This window comes from Vibrio sp. SCSIO 43136, from assembly GCF_023716565.1.
Classification (GTDB): domain Bacteria; phylum Pseudomonadota; class Gammaproteobacteria; order Enterobacterales; family Vibrionaceae; genus Vibrio.
Window position 1 is genome coordinate 1,447,222 of the sequence record NZ_CP071848.1, and the last position, 22,173, is coordinate 1,469,394.

General features: G+C 49.9%; 2 protein-coding genes. Both read left to right on the forward strand.

Annotated elements, in window-relative coordinates; genetic code table 11:
• Positions 1–228 precede the first annotated feature (228 nt).
• Positions 229–10,443 (forward strand): VCBS domain-containing protein, encoded by a 10,215-nt coding sequence (locus J4N39_RS06760; RefSeq protein WP_252023342.1) that lies wholly within the window; start codon positions 229–231, stop codon positions 10,441–10,443.
• Complete coding sequence (locus J4N39_RS06765; protein ID WP_252023344.1) at positions 10,373–22,084, forward strand: tandem-95 repeat protein; 11,712 nt, start codon at positions 10,373–10,375, stop codon at positions 22,082–22,084. The genes J4N39_RS06760 and J4N39_RS06765 overlap by 71 nt, the downstream gene beginning before the upstream one ends.
• Positions 22,085–22,173 lie beyond the last annotated feature (89 nt).

Here is a 22,173-nt window from a genome sequence, read left to right on the forward strand (position 1 = left end):
GCTCTAAGTTAGCAGATTGTCTCAATTGTTAGACCTATTCGTGAGCGATAATTTGACCTAGTTCTTATTGATTAGATTTATGCAAACAAGTTGCAAAACAGTCCAGTCGTTATGTGGTCCTCGTTCCATAACGATGATAATCTATAAGATTAATGAATGGTTAAATTTTCGTTTATTTGCTGCCCAACTGTATAGCGAATGGACTCATTAAGTAGAGTAGAGGCTCACATGGATTCTGTCGTTTCTCTTTTAAACATGGCAATCGCAGGCACAGGCCAAGTCATAGTTATCGACGCAAACGGTAACCTCAAAGTTGTTCCAGAAGGTACCCCGCTTCAACCAGGTGAAGTTATTGTCACTAACGATAGTGGCGAACAGCTTGAATCTGACGTGCCAACGGCAAGTTTTGTCAATGATGATTTGTCTTTGACCGAGCTAGATTTGGACAATGAAATAGACCAAATCTTTGCAGCTTTGGAAGACGGGCAAGATCCAACCCAACTTGGTGATGACTTTGCAACTGCAGCTGGTGGTACTGGTTCAGGATCAAGTTTAACGCCTGTTGGTTCTGTAGATAGAACGGCGGCGGAATCTCAACCAGAAACTTTCTTCGATACGACTGGCCTTGAAAGTCAGGGACTCTCAGAAACGCAAAGCTTAACTTTATTAGAGGCTTTCCGTGTGATCCTCAATAATGAGGCTCCAACGGCAGTTAACGATACGGCTCAAGTTGATGAAGACGGAAGCGTAACTATCGATGTGTTGGCTAATGATACTGACCCTGAAGGTGAAGAGCTGACAATAATTGCGGCAGATGTAATTTCTGGGCAAGGTACGGTTGAAATTGTCGATGGGCAGCTGGTGTTTACACCAGACGAAAATTTCAATGGTGATGTAGAGCTTTCATACACTGTGTCTGACGGTACCAACACTGATACGGCTACTGTTAGTGTTGTAGTTAACCCGGTTAACGATCCTGCAATTGTCACTCCTACTGAAGAAGGTAGCGATACGGGAAATGTTCAAGAAGACGTGACATTAAGCACTAGCGGTAGCTTGGACGTTTCAGATGTGGACTCAGGTGAGTCTCTATTTGTAGAACAAACGAATGTCCCAGACGGTAATTGGGGCTTTTTCAGTATCGATGTTGAAGGTGAATGGACATACACACTCAACAATGATCACCCAGATGTGCAAGCTCTTGATGCCGATAGTGACCCAGTAAACCGAACGATTACTGTGACTACTGCTGACGGCACAACATTCGATGTTGTGGTGACAATCACGGGTACTGATGACCAAGCAGTGATTACTCCTAATACCGATGGCGACGATGTTGGCTCTGTTCAAGAAGATGTGACGCTAAGCACCAGCGGCAACCTCGATGTGGTTGACCCAGATGCAGGCGAAGCGGTCTTTGTTGAGCAAACCAATGTGGCCGACGGCGATTGGGGCTTCTTCAGCATCGATGAAACCGGTGAGTGGACCTACACGTTGAACAACAGTCATCCAGACGTACAAGCGTTGGATGCGGACAGCAATCCAGTGACGCGTGAAATTACCGTAGCCTCTGCCGATGGCACCGAGCACACCGTGACTATCACCATCACAGGCTCTGACGATACAGCGATCATCACTCCAAATACCGAAGGTGATGATGCTGGTGCAGTTCAAGAAGATGTCACGCTAAGCACTAGCGGCAACCTCGATGTGGTTGACCCAGACGCAGGCGAAGCGGTCTTCGTTGAGCAAACCAATGTGGCCGACGGCGATTGGGGCTTCTTCACCATCGACGAAACTGGTGAGTGGACTTACACCCTAAATAACGCTCACCCAGACGTACAAGCACTGGATGCGGACAGCGATCCAGTGATGCGTGAAATCACTGTGGCCTCTGCCGATGGCACCGAGCACACGGTGACTATCACCATCACAGGCTCTGACGATACAGCGATCATCACTCCGAATACCGAAGGCGATGACGCAGGTGCGGTTCAAGAAGATGTGACGCTAAGCACCAGCGGCAACCTAGACGTAGTCGACCCAGACGCAGGCGAAGCGGTCTTCGTTGAGCAAACCAATGTGGCCGACGGTGACTGGGGCTTCTTCAGCATCGACGAGACTGGTGAGTGGACTTACACCCTAAATAATGCCCACCCAGCCGTACAAGCACTGGATGCGGACAGCGATCCAGTGACGCGTGAAATCACTGTGGCCTCTGCCGATGGCACCGAGCACACGGTGACTATCACCATCACAGGCTCTGACGATACAGCGATTATCACTCCGAATACCGAAGGCGATGACGCAGGTGCGGTTCAAGAAGATGTGACGCTAAGCACCAGCGGCAACCTAGACGTAGTCGACCCAGACGCAGGCGAAGCGGTCTTCGTTGAGCAAACCAATGTGGCCGACGGTGACTGGGGCTTCTTCAGCATCGACGAGACTGGTGAGTGGACTTACACCCTAAATAATGCCCACCCAGCCGTACAAGCACTGGATGCGGACAGCGATCCAGTGACGCGTGAAATCACTGTGGCCTCTGCCGATGGCACCGAGCACACGGTGACTATCACCATCACAGGCTCTGACGATACAGCGATTATCACTCCGAATACCGAAGGCGATGATGCAGGTGCGGTTCAAGAAGATGTGACGCTAAGCGCCAGCGGCAACCTAGACGTAGTCGACCCAGATGCAGGTGAAGCGGTCTTCGTTGAGCAAACCAATGTGGCCGATGGCGATTGGGGCTTCTTCACCATCGACGAAACTGGTGAGTGGACTTACACCCTGAATAACGCTCATCCAGACGTACAAGCACTGGATGCGGACAGCGATCCAGTGACGCGTGAAATCACTGTGGCCTCTGCCGATGGCACCGAGCACACGGTGACTATCACCATCACAGGCTCTGACGATACAGCGATCATCACTCCAAACACGGAAGGTGATGATGCAGGCGCCGTTCAAGAAGATGTCACCCTAAGCACCAGCGGTAACCTCGATGTGGTTGATCCAGACGCAGGCGAAGCGGTCTTTGTTGAGCAAACCAATGTGGCCGATGGCGATTGGGGCTTCTTCACCATCGACGAAACTGGTGAGTGGACTTACACGTTGAACAACAGTCATCCAGACGTACAAGCGTTGGATGCAGACAGCGATCCAGTGACGCGTGAAATTACCGTAGCCTCTGCCGATGGCACTGAGCACACGGTGACTATCACCATCACTGGTTCTGACGACACGGCGATCATCACTCCAAATACCGAAGGTGACGATGCAGGTACGGTTCAAGAAGATGTCACCCTAAGCACCAACGGCAACCTCGATGTGGTTGACCCAGATGCAGGCGAAGCGGTCTTCGTTGAGCAAACCAATGTGGCCGACGGTGACTGGGGCTTCTTCACCATCGACGAAACTGGTGAGTGGACTTACACCCTGAATAACGCCCACCCTGATGTACAAGCACTGGATGCGGACAGCGATCCAGTGACGCGTGAAATCACTGTGGCGTCTGCCGATGGTACTGAGCACACCGTGACTATCACCATCACGGGCTCTGACGATACAGCGATTATCACTCCGAATACCGAAGGCGATGACGCAGGTGCGGTTCAAGAAGATGTGACGCTAAGCGCCAGCGGCAACCTAGACGTAGTCGACCCAGATGCAGGTGAAGCGGTCTTCGTTGAGCAAACCAATGTGGCCGATGGCGATTGGGGCTTCTTCACCATCGACGAAACTGGTGAGTGGACTTACACTCTCAACAACAGTCACCCAGACGTACAAGCACTGGATGCGGACAGCGATCCAGTGACTCGTGAAATTACCGTAGCTTCTGCCGATGGCACCGAGCACACCGTCACTATCACCATCACAGGCTCTGACGACAAGGCGATCATCACTCCGAATACCGAAGGTGATGACGCAGGTGCCGTTCAAGAAGATGTGACGCTAAGCACTAGCGGTAACCTCGATGTGGTTGATCCAGATGCAGGCGAAGCGGTCTTCGTTGAGCAAACCAATGTGGCCGACGGTGACTGGGGCTTCTTCACCATCGACGAAACTGGTGAGTGGACTTACACCCTGAATAACGCCCACCCTGATGTACAAGCACTGGATGCGGACAGCGATCCAGTGACGCGTGAAATCACTGTGGCGTCTGCCGATGGTACTGAGCACACCGTGACTATCACCATCACGGGCTCTGACGATACAGCGATCATCACTCCGAACACCGAAGGCGATGACGCAGGTGCGGTTCAAGAAGATGTGACGCTAAGCACCAGCGGTAACCTAGATGTGGTTGACCCAGATGCAGGCGAAGCGGTCTTCGTTGAGCAAACCAATGTGGCTGACGGAGATTGGGGCTTCTTCACCATCGATGCAACCGGTGAGTGGACTTACACCCTAAATAATGCCCATCCAGACGTACAAGCGTTGGATGCCGACAGCGATCCAGTGACGCGTGAAATTACCGTGGCCTCTGCCGATGGCACCGAGCACACCGTCACGATCACCATCACAGGCTCTGACGACAAGGCGATCATCACTCCGAATACGGAAGGTGACGACGCAGGTGCCGTTCAAGAAGACGTGACACTCAGCACCAGCGGCAACCTAGACGTGGTTGACCCAGATGCAGGCGAAGCGGTCTTCGTTGAGCAAACCAATGTGGCCGACGGCGATTGGGGCTTCTTCACCATCGACGAAACCGGTGAGTGGACCTACACGTTGAACAACAGTCATCCAGACGTACAAGCGTTGGATGCGGACAGCAATCCTGTGACTCGTGAAATCACTGTGGCGTCTGCCGATGGCACTGAGCACACGGTGACTATCACCATCACAGGCTCTGACGATACGGCGATCATCACTCCGAACACGGAAGGCGATGACGCAGGTGCGGTCCAAGAAGATGTGACGCTAAGCACCAGCGGTAACCTTGATGTGGTTGACCCAGATGCAGGTGAAGCGGTCTTCGTTGAGCAAACCAATGTTGCCGACGGCGATTGGGGCTTCTTCACCATCGATGAAACCGGTGAGTGGACTTACACTCTCAACAACAGTCACCCAGACGTACAAGCACTGGATGCGGACAGCGATCCAGTGACTCGTGAAATTACCGTAGCTTCTGCCGATGGTACTGAGCACACCGTCACTATCATTATCACAGGCTCTGATGACAAGGCGATCATCACTCCAAATACGGAAGGTGACGATGCAGGCGCGGTTCAAGAAGATGTGACGCTAAGCACCAGCGGTAACCTAGACGTGGTTGACCCAGACGCAGGCGAAGCGGTCTTTGTTGAGCAAACCAATGTGGCTGACGGAGATTGGGGCTTTTTCACCATCGATGAAACCGGTGAGTGGACCTACACGTTGAACAACAGTCATCCAGACGTACAAGCGTTGGATGCAGACAGCGATCCAGTGACTCGTGAAATCACCGTGGCCTCTGCCGATGGTACTGAGCACACCGTCACTATCACTATCACAGGCTCTGATGACAAGGCGATCATCACTCCAAATACGGAAGGTGACGATGCAGGCGCGGTTCAAGAAGATGTGACGCTAAGCACCAGCGGTAACCTAGACGTGGTTGACCCAGACGCAGGCGAAGCGGTCTTTGTTGAGCAAACCAATGTGGCTGACGGAGATTGGGGCTTCTTCACCATCGATGAAACCGGTGAGTGGACTTACACTCTCAACAACAGTCACCCAGACGTACAAGCACTGGATGCGGACAGCGATCCAGTGACTCGTGAAATTACCGTAGCTTCTGCCGATGGCACCGAGCACACCGTCACTATCACCATCACAGGCTCTGACGACAAGGCGATCATCACTCCGAATACCGAAGGTGATGACACAGGCGCAGTTCAAGAAGATGTGACGCTAAGCACCAGTGGTAACCTCGATGTGGTTGACCCAGATGCAGGCGAAGCGGTCTTCGTTGAGCAAACTAACGTTGCCGACGGCGATTGGGGCTTCTTCACCATCGACGAGACTGGTGAGTGGACCTACACGTTGAACAACAGTCATCCAGACGTACAAGCATTGGATGCGGACAGCGATCCAGTGACTCGTGAAATCACCGTGGCCTCTGCCGATGGTACTGAGCACACCGTCACTATCACTATCACAGGCTCTGATGACAAGGCGATCATCACTCCAAATACGGAAGGCGATGACGCAGGTGCAGTACAAGAAGATGTAACGCTAAGCACCAGCGGTAACCTTGATGTGGTTGACCCAGACGCAGGCGAAGCGGTCTTTGTTGAGCAAACCAATGTTGCCGACGGCGATTGGGGCTTCTTCACCATCGATGAGACCGGTGAGTGGACCTACACCCTGAATAATGCTCATCCTGACGTACAAGCGCTGGATGCCGACAGCGATCCAGTGACTCGTGAAATTACCGTGGCCTCTGCCGATGGCACCGAGCACACGGTGACTATCACCATCACAGGTTCTGACGATACGGCGATCATCACTCCGAACACTGAAGGTGATGATGCCGGTGCGGTTCAAGAAGATGTCACGCTAAGCACCAGTGGCAACCTTGATGTGGTTGACCCAGATGCAGGTGAAGCGGTCTTCGTTGAGCAAACCAATGTGGCCGATGGCGATTGGGGCTTCTTCACCATCGACGAAACTGGTGAGTGGACTTACACCCTGAATAACGCCCACCCTGATGTACAAGCACTGGATGCGGACAGCGATCCAGTGACGCGTGAAATCACTGTGGCCTCTGCCGATGGCACCGAGCACACGGTGACTATCACCATCACAGGCTCTGACGATACAGCGATCATCACTCCGAATACCGAAGGTGATGATGCAGGCGCGGTTCAAGAAGATGTGACGCTAAGCACCAGCGGCAACCTCGATGTGGTTGATCCAGACGCAGGTGAAGCGGTCTTCGTTGAGCAAACCAATGTGGCTGACGGAGATTGGGGCTTCTTCACCATCGATGCAACCGGTGAGTGGACTTACACCCTAAATAATGCCCATCCAGACGTACAAGCGTTGGATGCCGACAGCGATCCAGTGACGCGTGAAATTACCGTGGCCTCTGCCGATGGCACCGAGCACACCGTCACGATCACCATCACAGGCTCTGACGACAAGGCGATCATCACTCCGAATACGGAAGGTGACGACGCAGGTGCCGTTCAAGAAGACGTGACACTCAGCACCAGCGGCAACCTAGACGTGGTTGACCCAGATGCAGGCGAAGCGGTCTTCGTTGAGCAAACCAATGTGGCCGACGGCGATTGGGGCTTCTTCACCATCGACGAAACCGGTGAGTGGACCTACACGTTGAACAACAGTCATCCAGACGTACAAGCGTTGGATGCGGACAGCAATCCTGTGACTCGTGAAATCACTGTGGCGTCTGCCGATGGCACTGAGCACACGGTGACTATCACCATCACAGGCTCTGACGATACGGCGATCATCACTCCGAACACGGAAGGCGATGACGCAGGTGCGGTCCAAGAAGATGTGACGCTAAGCACCAGCGGTAACCTTGATGTGGTTGACCCAGATGCAGGTGAAGCGGTCTTCGTTGAGCAAACCAATGTTGCCGACGGCGATTGGGGCTTCTTCACCATCGATGAAACCGGTGAGTGGACTTACACTCTCAACAACAGTCACCCAGACGTACAAGCACTGGATGCGGACAGCGATCCAGTGACTCGTGAAATTACCGTAGCTTCTGCCGATGGCACCGAGCACACCGTCACTATCACCATCACAGGCTCTGACGACAAGGCGATCATCACTCCGAATACCGAAGGTGATGACGTAGGCGCAGTTCAAGAAGATGTGACGCTAAGCACCAGTGGTAACCTCGATGTGGTTGACCCAGATGCAGGCGAAGCGGTCTTCGTTGAGCAAACCAATGTTGCCGACGGCGATTGGGGCTTCTTCACCATCGACGAGACTGGTGAGTGGACCTACACGTTGAACAACAGTCATCCAGACGTACAAGCATTGGATGCGGACAGCGATCCAGTGACTCGTGAAATCACCGTGGCCTCTGCCGATGGTACTGAGCACACCGTCACTATCACTATCACAGGCTCTGATGACAAGGCGATCATCACTCCAAATACGGAAGGTGACGATGCAGGCGCGGTTCAAGAAGATGTGACGCTAAGCACCAGCGGTAACCTAGACGTGGTTGACCCAGATGCAGGCGAAGCGGTCTTTATTGAGCAAACCAATGTGGCCGACGGCGATTGGGGCTTCTTCACCATCGACGAGACTGGTGAGTGGACCTACACCCTAAATAATGCCCACCCAGATGTACAAGCACTGGATGCCGACAGTGACCCTGTGACCCGTGAAATTACCGTGGCCTCTGCCGATGGCACTGAGCACACCGTGACTATCACCATCACAGGCTCTGACGATACGGCGATCATCACTCCGAACACGGAAGGTGACGACGCAGGTGCGGTTCAAGAAGATGTGACGCTAAGCACCAGTGGTAACTTAGATGTGGTTGACCCAGATGCAGGCGAAGCGGTCTTCGTTGAGCAAACCAATGTGGCCGATGGCGACTGGGGCTTCTTCACCATCGACGAGACTGGTGAGTGGACTTACACCCTGAACAACAGTCACCCAGACGTACAAGCACTGGATGCCGACAGTGACTCTGTGACCCGTGAAATTGCCGTAGCCTCTGCCGATGGCACCGAGCACACGGTGACTATCACCATCACAGGCTCTGACGATACAGCGATCATCACTCCGAACACGGAAGGCGATGACGCAGGTGCGGTTCAAGAAGATGTCACCCTAAGTACCAGCGGCAACCTAGACGTAGTCGACCCAGATGCAGGCGAAGCGGTCTTTGTTGTACAAGAAAATGTTGCCGATGGTAATTGGGGCTTCTTCAGTATCGATGAAACCGGTGAGTGGACATATAACCTGAATAACTCTCATCCTGATGTTCAGAATCTTCCACAAGGAAGCTCAGTAGAGCGTCAGATCACTGTAGAATCTGCTGATGGCACTACTCATACAGTGACAGTGACTATTTCTGGAACTAATGAAATACCAGAAGCTGATGACTTTACGGTTACTCTATCTGGTGCTGACAACGACACCGCCGCAGTCAATTTCGAACCAAACGTTCGAGACGTAGAAGACGATGCAGCGGCTGATACTCCAGTCCAAGTCGACATCCTAACCGACCCACAATTCGGTACCTTGTACCTAGTGGAAGGGGATACTCGTACACCAATCGACGCAAATAGCCCGAACTTCCCAGAAAACGCACAAATCGAATACGTGCTTGATGATGATGTTAACGAGCAGTTGAGCTTTGACGCATCGACTGACTTCAAAGGCCAATACGCCAATGGCGTAGAGACAGAAATTGAACTGGAGTCAGGTGTTACCGTTTCAGGGGGTCGCTTCACAGGTGAGTCGCCACACGGTGATTCAGTCCTAACCCCAGAAGAGCTGTACTTCGACAACGCCAATGGCGAGAAAGGCATGGGTGTTGGTGACAGCGAGTTAGATGTTACCCAAAAAGACTACATTGAAGTGGACTTCGGCCCATCCGTGGGCGTGACGTCAGCGGAAGTATCACTGGGCAGTATTTGGGGTCACTACGAAGATGGTCATGTTGCGGATGCACAAATCAACATCGTATTGCTTGATGCTGAAGGCAACTACATTGAAACCATCACGTTAGATGACACCACTAACGACGCAGTTTACGACGGCAGCGGTGAGTTCAGTTACGTCATCACGCCAGAGAACCGTACTTCGGATGAGCCGTTCAGCACCATCCGTATCTTTACGGATTCAGATTCGAACCCAGGTAAGAACTCGAATGTGGTACTGCAAGGCGTAGAAGTGCTGGATGCGGAAATCTCTGAGAAGATTGAGTATCAAGCCACGGATAACGACAACGCAGACAGTGAACACGCTTTCATCACGATTGATGTTGAAAGTACTCGTGATGCGACAAATGACGCACCAACCATTGATGTGGTGGCAAACGACTTTGTAGAAGATGCCGACAATGTGGTGGTTGGAGCGGTTGCAGGTACATTTGATGCGAATGACCCAGAAGGTCGTCCAATTACAGTCGACTTTGCTGAAGGCAGCAATGCGAAGGGCCACTACAGCTTGGGCGCAAATGGCACCGTACTGCTGACGGCAGCAGGGGTTGCTGCCGTGAATGCGGGTGAAGACCTTGACCCAATTAACTTGGTGGTGAAAGAAGTTGAGACAGACTTGTCGTCTTCTGATGTTGACACACCAGATGTCACTGAAGTGAACGACGGTCCTAAAGCGAACCCAGATGCGGTGACAACGCCAGAAGACACACCAATCACGATTGATGTCTTGGCGAACGATACCGACGAAGAAAAGAGACACACTCACCATCACGGATGTATCAGTGCCTGCTGAGCAAGGCACGGTAGAAATCGTTGATGGCAAAGTGAAGTTCACGCCAGCGGATGACTTTAATGGCGAAGCAACAATTAGCTACACCGTAAGTGATGGCAATGGTGGTGAAGACAGTTCAACAGCAGTTGTTACAGTTACCCCAGTCAACGATGCGCCAACCACAGAAAACAACACCGTGACCATGGACGAAGATGGTACTTACACCTTCAGTGCAAGTGACTTCGCCTTTGCTGATGTTGATACGGGCGATGCGCTGGTCTCCGTGACCATTGAAACCTTGCCGACTAACGGCACGCTGTACCTAGATGGTAACGCCATCACGGCGGGTACTGCGGTGAATGTGAACGATCTTGGTAAACTGACCTTCGAGCCAGCCGATAACGAAAATGGCGATGACTACGCAGACTTCACCTTTAGTGTGAGTGATGGTGAAGCGTCGAGTGAAATTAAGACTCTGACAGTGGATGTGACGCCAGTGAATGACGCACCAACCACAGAAAACAACACCGTGACCATGGATGAAGATGGCACATACACCTTCGGTGCAAGCGACTTCGCCTTTGATGATATCGATGCGGGTGATGTGCTTGAGTCAGTGACGATTGAAACGCTACCGACCAATGGTACCTTGTACTTAAACGGCAACCCAATTGCTGCGGGTACGTCGGTAGATGCCGATGACCTAGACAAGTTGACCTTCAAGCCTGCGGAAAATGCGAACGGTGATGGTTATGCAGATTTCACCTTCAGCGTAAATGATGGCGAGGCATCGAGTGAGATCAAGACCATTACGGTGGATGTGACGCCTGTTAACGACATCCCTGAAGCTGATGACTTCACGGTTACTCTGTCTGGTGCCGACAATGACACCGCCGCAGTCAACTTCGAATCAAACGTTCGAGACGTAGAAGACGATGCAGTGGCTGATACTCCAGTCCAAGTCGACATCCTAACCGATCCACAATTCGGTACCTTGTACCTAGTGGAAGGGGATACTCGTACACCAATCGATGCAAATAGCCCGAACTTCCCAGAAAACGCACAAATCGAATACGTGCTTGATGATGATGTTAACGAGCAGTTGAGCTTTGATGCATCCACTGACTTCAAAGGCCAATACGCCAATGGCGTAGAGACAGAAATTGAACTGGAGTCAGGTGTTACCGTTTCAGGGGGTCGCTTCACAGGTGAGTCGCCACACGGTGATTCAGTCCTAACCCCAGAAGAGCTGTACTTCGACAACGCCAATGGCGAGAAAGGCATGGGTGTTGGTGACAGCGAGTTAGATGTTACCCAAAAAGACTACATTGAAGTGGACTTCGGCCCATCCGTGGGCGTGACGTCAGCGGAAGTATCACTGGGCAGTATTTGGGGTCACTACGAAGATGGTCATGTTGCGGATGCACAAATCAACATCGTATTGCTTGATGCTGAAGGCAACTACATTGAAACCATCACGTTAGATGACACCACTAACGACGCAGTTTACGACGGCAGCGGTGAGTTCAGTTACGTCATCACGCCAGAGAACCGTACTTCGGATGAGCCGTTCAGCACCATCCGTATCTTTACGGATTCAGATTCGAACCCAGGTAAGAACTCGAATGTGGTACTGCAAGGCGTAGAAGTGCTGGATGCGGAAATCTCTGAGAAGATTGAGTATCAAGCCACGGATAACGACAACGCAGACAGTGAACACGCTTTCATCACGATTGATGTTGAAAGTACTCGTGATGCGACAAATGACGCACCAACCATTGATGTGGTGGCAAACGACTTTGTAGAAGATGCCGACAATGTGGTGGTTGGAGCGGTTGCAGGTACATTTGATGCGAATGACCCAGAAGGTCGTCCAATTACAGTCGACTTTGCTGAAGGCAGCAATGCGAAGGGCCACTACAGCTTGGGCGCAAATGGCACCGTACTGCTGACGGCAGCAGGGGTTGCTGCCGTGAATGCGGGTGAAGACCTTGACCCAATTAACTTGGTGGTGAAAGAAGTTGAGACAGACTTGTCGTCTTCTGATGTTGACACACCAGATGTCACTGAAGTGAACGACGGTCCTAAAGCGAACCCAGATGCGGTGACAACGCCAGAAGACACACCAATCACGATTGATGTCTTGGCGAACGATACCGACGAAGAAAAAGACACACTCACCATCACGGATGTATCAGTGCCTGCTGAGCAAGGCACGGTAGAAATCGTTGATGGCAAAGTGAAGTTCACGCCAGCGGATGACTTTAATGGCGAAGCAACAATTAGCTACACCGTAAGTGATGGCAATGGTGGTGAAGACAGTTCAACAGCAGTTGTTACAGTTACCCCAGTCAACGATGCGCCAACCACAGAAAACAACACCGTGACCATGGACGAAGATGGTACTTACACCTTCAGTGCAAGTGACTTCGCCTTTGCTGATGTTGATACGGGCGATGCGCTGGTCTCCGTGACCATTGAAACCTTGCCGACTAACGGCACGCTGTACCTAGATGGTAACGCCATCACGGCGGGTACTGCGGTGAATGTGAACGATCTTGGTAAACTGACCTTCGAGCCAGCCGATAACGAAAATGGCGATGACTACGCAGACTTCACCTTTAGTGTGAGTGATGGTGAAGCGTCGAGTGAAATTAAGACTCTGACAGTGGATGTGACGCCAGTGAATGACGCACCAACCACAGAAAACAACACCGTGACCATGGATGAAGATGGCACATACACCTTCGGTGCAAGCGACTTCGCCTTTGATGATATCGATGCGGGTGATGTGCTTGAGTCAGTGACGATTGAAACGCTACCGACCAATGGTACCTTGTACTTAAACGGCAACCCAATTGCTGCGGGTACGTCGGTAGATGCCGATGACCTAGACAAGTTGACCTTCAAGCCTGCGGAAAATGCGAACGGTGATGGTTATGCAGATTTCACCTTCAGCGTAAATGATGGCGAGGCATCGAGTGAGATCAAGACCATTACGGTGGATGTGACGCCTGTTAACGACATCCCTGAAGCTGATGACTTCACGGTTACTCTGTCTGGTGCCGACAATGACACCGCCGCAGTCAACTTCGAATCAAACGTTCGAGACGTAGAAGACGATGCAGTGGCTGATACTCCAGTCCAAGTCGACATCCTAACCGATCCACAATTCGGTACCTTGTACCTAGTGGAAGGGGATACTCGTACACCAATCGATGCAAATAGCCCGAACTTCCCAGAAAACGCACAAATCGAATACGTGCTTGATGATGATGTTAACGAGCAGTTGAGCTTTGATGCATCCACTGACTTCAAAGGCCAATACGCCAATGGCGTAGAGACAGAAATTGAACTGGAGTCAGGTGTTACCGTTTCAGGGGGTCGCTTCACAGGTGAGTCGCCACACGGTGATTCAGTCCTAACCCCAGAAGAGCTGTACTTCGACAACGCCAATGGCGAGAAAGGCATGGGTGTTGGTGATAAAGAGCTGGATGTTACTCAAAAAGATTACATTGAAGTGGACTTCGGCCCATCCGTGGGCGTGACATCAGCGGAAGTATCACTGGGCAGTATCTGGGGCCACTACGAAGATGGTCATGTAGCGGATGCACAAATCAACATCGTATTGCTTGATGCTGAAGGCAACTACATCGAAACCATCACGTTAGATGACACCACTAACGACGCAGTTTACGACGGCAGCGGTGAGTTCAGTTACGTCATCACGCCAGAGAACCGTACTTCGGATGAGCCGTTCAGCACTATCCGTATCTTCACGGATTCAGATTCGAACCCAGGTAAAAACTCGAATGTGGTACTGCAAGGCGTAGAAGTGCTGGATGCGGAAATCTCTGAGAAGATTGAGTATCAGGCCACGGATAACGACAACGCAGACAGTGAACACGCTTTCATCACGATTGATGTTGAAAGTACTCGTGATGCGACAAATGACGCACCGACCATTGATGTGGTGGCAAACGACTTCGTAGAAGATGCCGACAATGTGGTGGTTGGAGCGGTTGCCGGTACATTTGATGCGAATGACCCAGAAGGTCGTCCAATTACAGTCGACTTTGCTGAAGGCAGCAATGCGAAGGGCCACTACAGCTTGGGCGCAAATGGCACCGTACTGCTGACAGCAGCAGGGGTTGCTGCCGTGAATGCGGGTGAAGACCTTGACCCAATTAACTTGGTGGTGAAAGAAGTTGAGACAGACTTGTCGTCTTCTGATGTTGACACACCAGATGTCACTGAAGTGAATGACGGTCCTAAAGCGAATCCAGATGCGGTAACAACGCCAGAAGACACACCAATCACGATTGATGTCTTGGCGAACGATACCGACGAAGAAAAAGACACACTCACCATCACGGATGTATCAGTGCCTGCAGAGCAAGGTACGGTAGAAATCGTTGATGGCAAAGTGAAGTTCACGCCAGCGGATGACTTTAATGGCGAAGCAACAATTAGCTACACCGTAAGTGATGGCAATGGTGGTGAAGACAGTTCAACAGCAGTTGTTACAGTTACCCCAGTCAACGATGCGCCAACCACAGAAAACAACACCGTGACCATGGACGAAGATGGTACTTACACCTTCAGTGCAAGTGACTTCGCCTTTGCTGATGTTGATACGGGTGATGCGCTGGTCTCCGTGACCATTGAAACCTTGCCGACTAACGGCACGCTGTACCTAGATGGTAACGCCATCACGGCGGGTACTGCGGTGAATGTGAACGATCTTGGTAAACTGACCTTCGAGCCAGCCGATAACGAAAATGGCGATGACTACGCAGACTTCACCTTTAGTGTGAGTGATGGTGAAGCGTCGAGTGAAATTAAGACTCTGACAGTGGATGTGACGCCAGTGAATGACGCACCAACCACAGAAAACAACACCGTGACCATGGATGAAGACGGCACTTACACCTTCGGTGCAAGCGACTTCGCCTTTGATGATATCGATGCGGGTGATGTACTTGAGTCAGTAACGATCGAAACGCTACCGACCAACGGTACCTTGTACTTAAATGGTAACCCAATTGCTGCGGGTACGTCGGTAGATTCCGATGACCTAGATAAGTTGACCTTCAAGCCTGCAGAAAATGCGAACGGTGATGGTTATGCAGATTTCACCTTCAGCGTGAATGATGGTGAGGCATCGAGTGAGATCAAGACCATTACGGTAGATGTGACGCCAGTTAACGATGCTCCGACAACAGAAAATAACACTATCATCATGCCTGAAGATGGTACTCACACCTTCAGTGAAAGCGACTTCGCATTTGATGATGTCGACGTTGGCGACAGTTTGGTATCAGTGACTATTGAGTCTCTGCCAGCCAACGGCACCTTGCTACTCAACGGTCAGCCAATTACCGCAGATACAGAGGTCAACGTAAATGAATTGGGGCAATTGACGTTCAAACCAGCACCGGATGCAAATGGTGATGATTACGCTGACTTTACTTTCAGTGTCAGTGATGGTGAAAAATCAAGTGATGCGAAAACCATCACTATCGATGTGACGCCAGACAATGATGCACCGACTGCGGTAGATGATTACGGCAAAGGCGTTATCTTCCAAGAGTCCTTTGAAGAAAGTGGCTTAGCAGACGGTAAATGGGATACGTTCGCTGATTACAATGGTTGGACGATTACAGACGCCAATGGTGACAATGCTGAACTGGAGATCCAAACGGGTAATGTAGGTGGTTCTTCAGCGTCAGACGGCAATGCACACGCAGAGCTTGATGGCTATGAATTGGTGAGTATCTCAAGAGATCTAGATACCAAAGAAGGCTCTACACACACTGTCACTTTTGATTACAAACCACGCCCGAACAGCGAAGAAGATAGTGATCTTTCGGTGACCTTCGGTGATACCACTATCGTTATTGATTCTGACTCAAATGGAAACATTGTTATTACCGATAGCAATGGAGATCCTGCAGAGGGTGTGAGCGTTTCACAAGACCAGAGCACGGGTTGGTATACCATTAGCTTTGATGAGACGGTCTCGGATTCAACGACTACCTTGTCCTTCACGGGTACAGGCAACGACGATAGCTTCGGTGCTTACATTGACGACATAAAAGTTGAAAATACGTCTGGCTACCAAACTCAAGAAGATACAGAAATCCGCTTCACGCCAAAAGAGTTACTGGCGAATGATACTGATCCAGATGGCGATGTATTGTCTATTAAATCAGTGGAAAACGCAGTTAACGGCTCCGTTAAGATGGTAGGCGGAGAAATAGTCTTCACTCCAGCGGATAATTTCTTTGGCGAGGCCAGCTATGACTATGTAGTGGAGGACCCAAGTGGAGCAACATCGACCGCAACGGTATTTATCAATGTCACGCCAGTAAACGATGCGCCAGAAGTGGATAGCAATACAATTGTTGTCGACGAAGAATCTCAAGACAGCAGCTTGGGCCTAACTCGTCCAACGGATGTTGACGATGACAGTTTGACTATAACGGTAACAGGCCTGCCTAACTTGGGTGTGGTTACATTGGATGACGGCACGCCGGTGAATAACGGTGATGAGCTATCGGCTGAGCAGCTAGAAGGACTGCAGTACGACGCTCCAGACGAGTACAGCGCCGGTCAAAATGTTGGTCAGTTTACTTATCAAGTGAGTGATGGTGAAGAAGTACGTGACGGTGCGGTAACGATTCAAGTTAATCCAGTCAACGATATCCCTGAAGCTGATGACTTCACGGTTACTCTGTCTGGTGCCGACAACGACACCGCCGCAGTCAATTTCGAACCAAACGTTCGAGACGTAGAAGACGATGCAGCGGCTGATACTCCAGTCCAAGTCGACATTCTAACCGACCCACAATTCGGTACCTTGTACCTAGTGGAAGGGGATACTCGTACACCAATCGATGCAAATAGTCCGAACTTCCCAGAAAACGCACAAATCGAATACGTGCTTGATGATGATGTTAACGAGCAGTTGAGCTTTGATGCATCCACTGACTTCAAAGGCCAATACGCCAATGGCGTAGAGACAGAAATCGAATTGGAGTCGGGTGTTACTGTATCAGGTGGTCGCTTCACAGGTGAATCGCCACACGGTGATTCAGTTCTGACTCCAGAAGAGCTTTACTTCGACAACGCCAATGGCGAGAAAGGCATGGGCGTTGGTGATAAAGAGCTGGATGTTACTCAAAAAGATTACATTGAAGTGGACTTTGGCCCATCCGTGGGCGTGACGTCAGCGGAAGTATCACTGGGCAGTATTTGGGGTCACTACGAAGATGGTCATGTAGCGGATGCACAAATCAACATCGTATTGCTTGATGCTGAAGGCAACTACATCGAAACCATCACGTTAGATGACACCACTAACGATGCGGTTTACGACGGCAGCGGTGAATTTAGTTACGTCATCACGCCTGAGAACCGCACTTCGGATGAGCCGTTTAGTACCATCCGTATCTTTACGGATTCAGATTCGAACCCAGGTAAGAACTCGAATGTGGTACTGCAAGGCGTAGAAGTACTGGATGCAGGAATCTCTGAGGAGATTAAGTATCAAGCGGTCGATAACGATAATGCAGACAGCGAAGATGCAGTCATCACGATTGATGTTGAAAGTACTCGTGATGCGACGAATGACGCACCTGAAGCTGATGCACTAGCTAAATCTACAGATGAAAATCAGAGGGTTGATGGTCAGGTTACTGCAAGTGATATTGATGGCAATCTGGATAACGAAGGTTATGTGCTAACACAAGATGTTTCTTCGGGTTCATTGACGTTTAACGAGGACGGCTCCTTCAGCTTCGATCCTGGAACAGACTTCGATTACTTAAATGATAATCAAAGTGCAACAGTCACTTTCCAATTCACAGCCAGTGATGATGCAGGAGAAGTTAGTCAACCACAGACCGTGACTATCACGGTAACGGGTTCTGATGACCTTCCAACAGTTTCAGCCATATCTAATGCGCAAGTGTCAGAAGAAGGCTTAGCTGATGGTCTAGTAGATCAACAAGGTGTCAACGATACTACGGACAATGCAACAGATACGGGCAGCTTTGAAGTTAAAGATGTTGATAACGCTAATGTAGCGATTAGTCTTTCGGGCCCTGCGGGTATTACATCTGGAGCAGCGGCAGTGGTTTGGGCTTGGGATGCTCAAAGCAACACTCTGAAAGGCTACACAGGTACTGTTGGAGAAGATAGCTACAAAGAAATTGCTTTAGTCGAGTTGACTGCGCCTAATGCTGAGGGCCAAGGGGAGTGGGATTACGAAGTTACTCTACTAGAACCAATAGATCACCTTGATACAAGCATTGAAGATCAACGTGATTTGAGCATCGATATTATCGCCAATGATAGCGACACATTAGGGTCAATTACAGTATCTGTAGAAGATGATGCCCCAGTGATTACTGACTCTAGTGCTGTGATTGCCACAAACCGCGATCTACCAGAGGTTCTCGTAGGAAGTTTCGACCTTACAGGAAGCTCGTTCGATGGTGATAGTTTAGATCTGGGCGAAATCACTATCACAGCAAAAGGCTTCGCTTCTACTAGCGGTGATGAGCTCAGTGATGCAACGGTGAATCGCACAGATTTAGGCATAGGAGTAAACAGTGATGCCGACTTCTACCATCCGCTGGATAACGAGGTAGATTACCGAATTACACCTGAAGGTGGAGTATCAGAACAACTCATCATCGATTTAGGCGATAACGTTGCTTACGGTGCAACGATTGAGTTTGCACAAATGTATGGTGGTGAAGTCGAAAACGGTGTTGCGTACTTCTACCGTGATGGCGTGTTGATTGCAGAGCAGCCATTCTCATCAGATACCGAAAGCGGTGATTACGCTCAGAACTTCAATGTTCAGCAAGGTGGATTTGACACGATCGTCCTTGAGGCGACGTCAAATGGGGATGCAAACCCTAAAGACAATAGTGACTTTACGGTTAAGAGCATCACCTTTACTGGGTCAGAATTACCGACACCAATTGCTTCAGCGACGGGTGATATTGGTGTCGAATACGGTGCCGATGGATTTGGTGGCTTAGTCTTAGTTGGTGGAGAGCAAGGCTTGCTTACCGAAGATGGTAAAGCTATCACGATCACTGTTGATAACCAGAATCCTAACCACTTGATTGGTGTGGATAGTAGTGGCGCAACAGTATTTGAAGTGCAGTTAACTCCGGCCACAGGTAAGTGGGAGTTTATCCAGTACTTACCTATGCAAACACCAACCGGTGATAATGATATCGACTTTACGGTAAAAGCAACGGATGGTGATGGCGACAATACCACAGGCGAGTTTAGTGTCGTTCCATTTGTGGTACCGACAGTTGGGGACATTATAGTTAATGTTTCAGAAGAAGGGCTCAGTGGAGGTAATGCGGATAGTAACGCACTCGTTGGTTCTGTTGATGAGACGAACAATGTTCAAGATACGTCAGATATATCAATAGCGTCTCCATCGATCGATTCGATTGTATTGGTTGCTCCTGAAGCCGACTATACCAGTAATAACCTTCCAATCAGTTGGGAAGTTTCAAATGACGGTATGACGTTAACAGGGTCTACGACAGAAGGCCCGGTATTAATCATTTCTACTGATGACCAAGGCACAGTGACAACAAACTTGCTAGCACCATTGGATCACTCAGATACAGCGGGTGAAGACAACATAACGATTGATATTCCAATTGTTGTGACTAACGAGCAAGGTGCGAGTGGCCGTGGAACAGTCTCGGTGGTAGTGGAAGATGATGCGCCTGAAGCGAACCACATTTCTAATGAAGTGACCACCCAGGTTAAATCAGGTGCCAATGTTCAATTGATGCTAGATGTTTCTGGCTCGATGAGTAATGACGCTGGGAACGGCCAAAGTCGTTTAGCGGTTATGAAAGCGGCAGCTATCTTGCTTCTTACTCAGTATGAAGCTCAGGGTGCTACCATGGTGCAGCTGATTAAATACAACGGCTCAGCTTCGGTTTTAGAAGATGATTCAGACTCAGTCTGGATGAGCGTTGATGACGCTATCGCTGCAATCAATAAGCTTGATCACGGTGGTCAAACCGACTACGACGATGCTATCGCTAAAGCTGCCGCAAACTGGGATCAAAATTCTGATGACAAAGTGGTTGGTGGTACCAATGTCAGCTACTTCTTGTCGGATGGTAAACCAGTTGGTGAAGACGATGATAATCATAACCGTGTTAATGATGCAGAAGCCCTAGCGTGGCAGAACCATTTAAACACTAATGATATCACGTCACTTGCCTATGGTATGGGTACAGGTGTTGTTGGTGAGGAAATGGACCCAATTGCCTACGACGGTTATGGTATTACTGGTACGGATCTGAAGCCTGTTCTGGTGGATGATGTCACTAATCTGCCACCGATCTTGCTTCAATCAGTTGTAACGCCAGTAGATGGCACTATTACAGGCTTTGGAGCAGATGGCGGCTATGTTAGCCAAATCAGTATTGAAGGCGATGAGTTCAATTTCAATGGGCAGGAAATCACAACCAGCAGCTCTAATTACGACTTTGATTCGGTTACAGGCAAACTCACTGTATATGTCGATGGCAAGCACTCTTTAGTCATAGACATGAACACAGGTGAGTACGACTTCTATGGTGCAGCAGATACAGTTGACCAAGCCATATTGTTTGAGTACACGTTAAAAGACAAAGATGGTGATACTAGTAGTGCATCACTAGATTTCCATATTGATGCGGCAGGTACTCCAGTGTTGGATATCAACTCTCAAACAGATGTTGTTGATACAGTTAAAGTGGTTAACTCTGGACTGGATAGTGAGCAGATTCAGTGGGCGGCATCAGGCATTGCGAATGAAATGATTGATTCACCGAAAGACTTCGTAATTGATGTGGGCGAGTCAGGTGATCATGTGTTCCTCGGTAGTGGAGACGATACGATTTACCTAGGTGAGAGTCACTCACCAAGTCATGACCTATCAAGTCCAGATGCAATAACTAAACTTAATAAAGCTCAATCCGGCGTAGAAAATTATGGGGATGCAGCATTATCTGATGCAGAATTCCTTCAAGATAGTAGTGATGAAAATAGCAGCTTGAATATCTCGGATGTGAGTAACGCATACCTAGATATAGGTCATGGTGGTGCAGGCAATGACCGTATTTACGGTGAGGGAGGCTCAGATATCATCTTTGGTGCTGAAGGCAATGACTATCTTGATGGTGGCGACGGTAACGACGCAATTCGCGGCGGTACTGGACGTGACATACTAGAAGGTGGCGCTGGTGATGATTATCTACTAGGTGGTGATGGGTTAGATATTCTCACTGGTGGTCAAGGTAACGATATCCTCACTGGTGGTGACGATGCTGACATCTTCAAGTGGGTCGATGGTGATCTTGATGGAAGTAAGGACGTGATCACTGACTTCGATATTACTCAAGGCGACAAGATTGACTTATCTGACTTGTTTAGTGATTTGACGGACGATCAGGTGTCTACCATCTTGGCTCAAATTGGTGACAGCGCTGTGGATACCGGAGCGGATAGTGTTACGATTGATGTCGAGAAAGACAATGGTAAAGTGACCATTGAGCTTGAAGGTATGTCTGCCGCAGATCTCACAGCAAACTTGGACAATATGTTTGTTTTGAAAGACTAACGGTTGATAGTGTGTGTTGAGTTTGTAGGCTCGACACACACCTGAAACTAAAAAAGCCGAGGTATGAAAAATACCTCGGCTTTTGCTTT

What these genes read in the sequence shown, in the direction of transcription:
- J4N39_RS06760 (WP_252023342.1), top strand. Translation starts at nt 229, where the DNA reads ATGGATTCTGTCGTTTCTCTTTTAAACATGGCAATCGCAGGCACAGGC.
- J4N39_RS06765 (WP_252023344.1), top strand. Translation starts at nt 10,373, where the DNA reads ATGTCTTGGCGAACGATACCGACGAAGAAAAGAGACACACTCACCATC.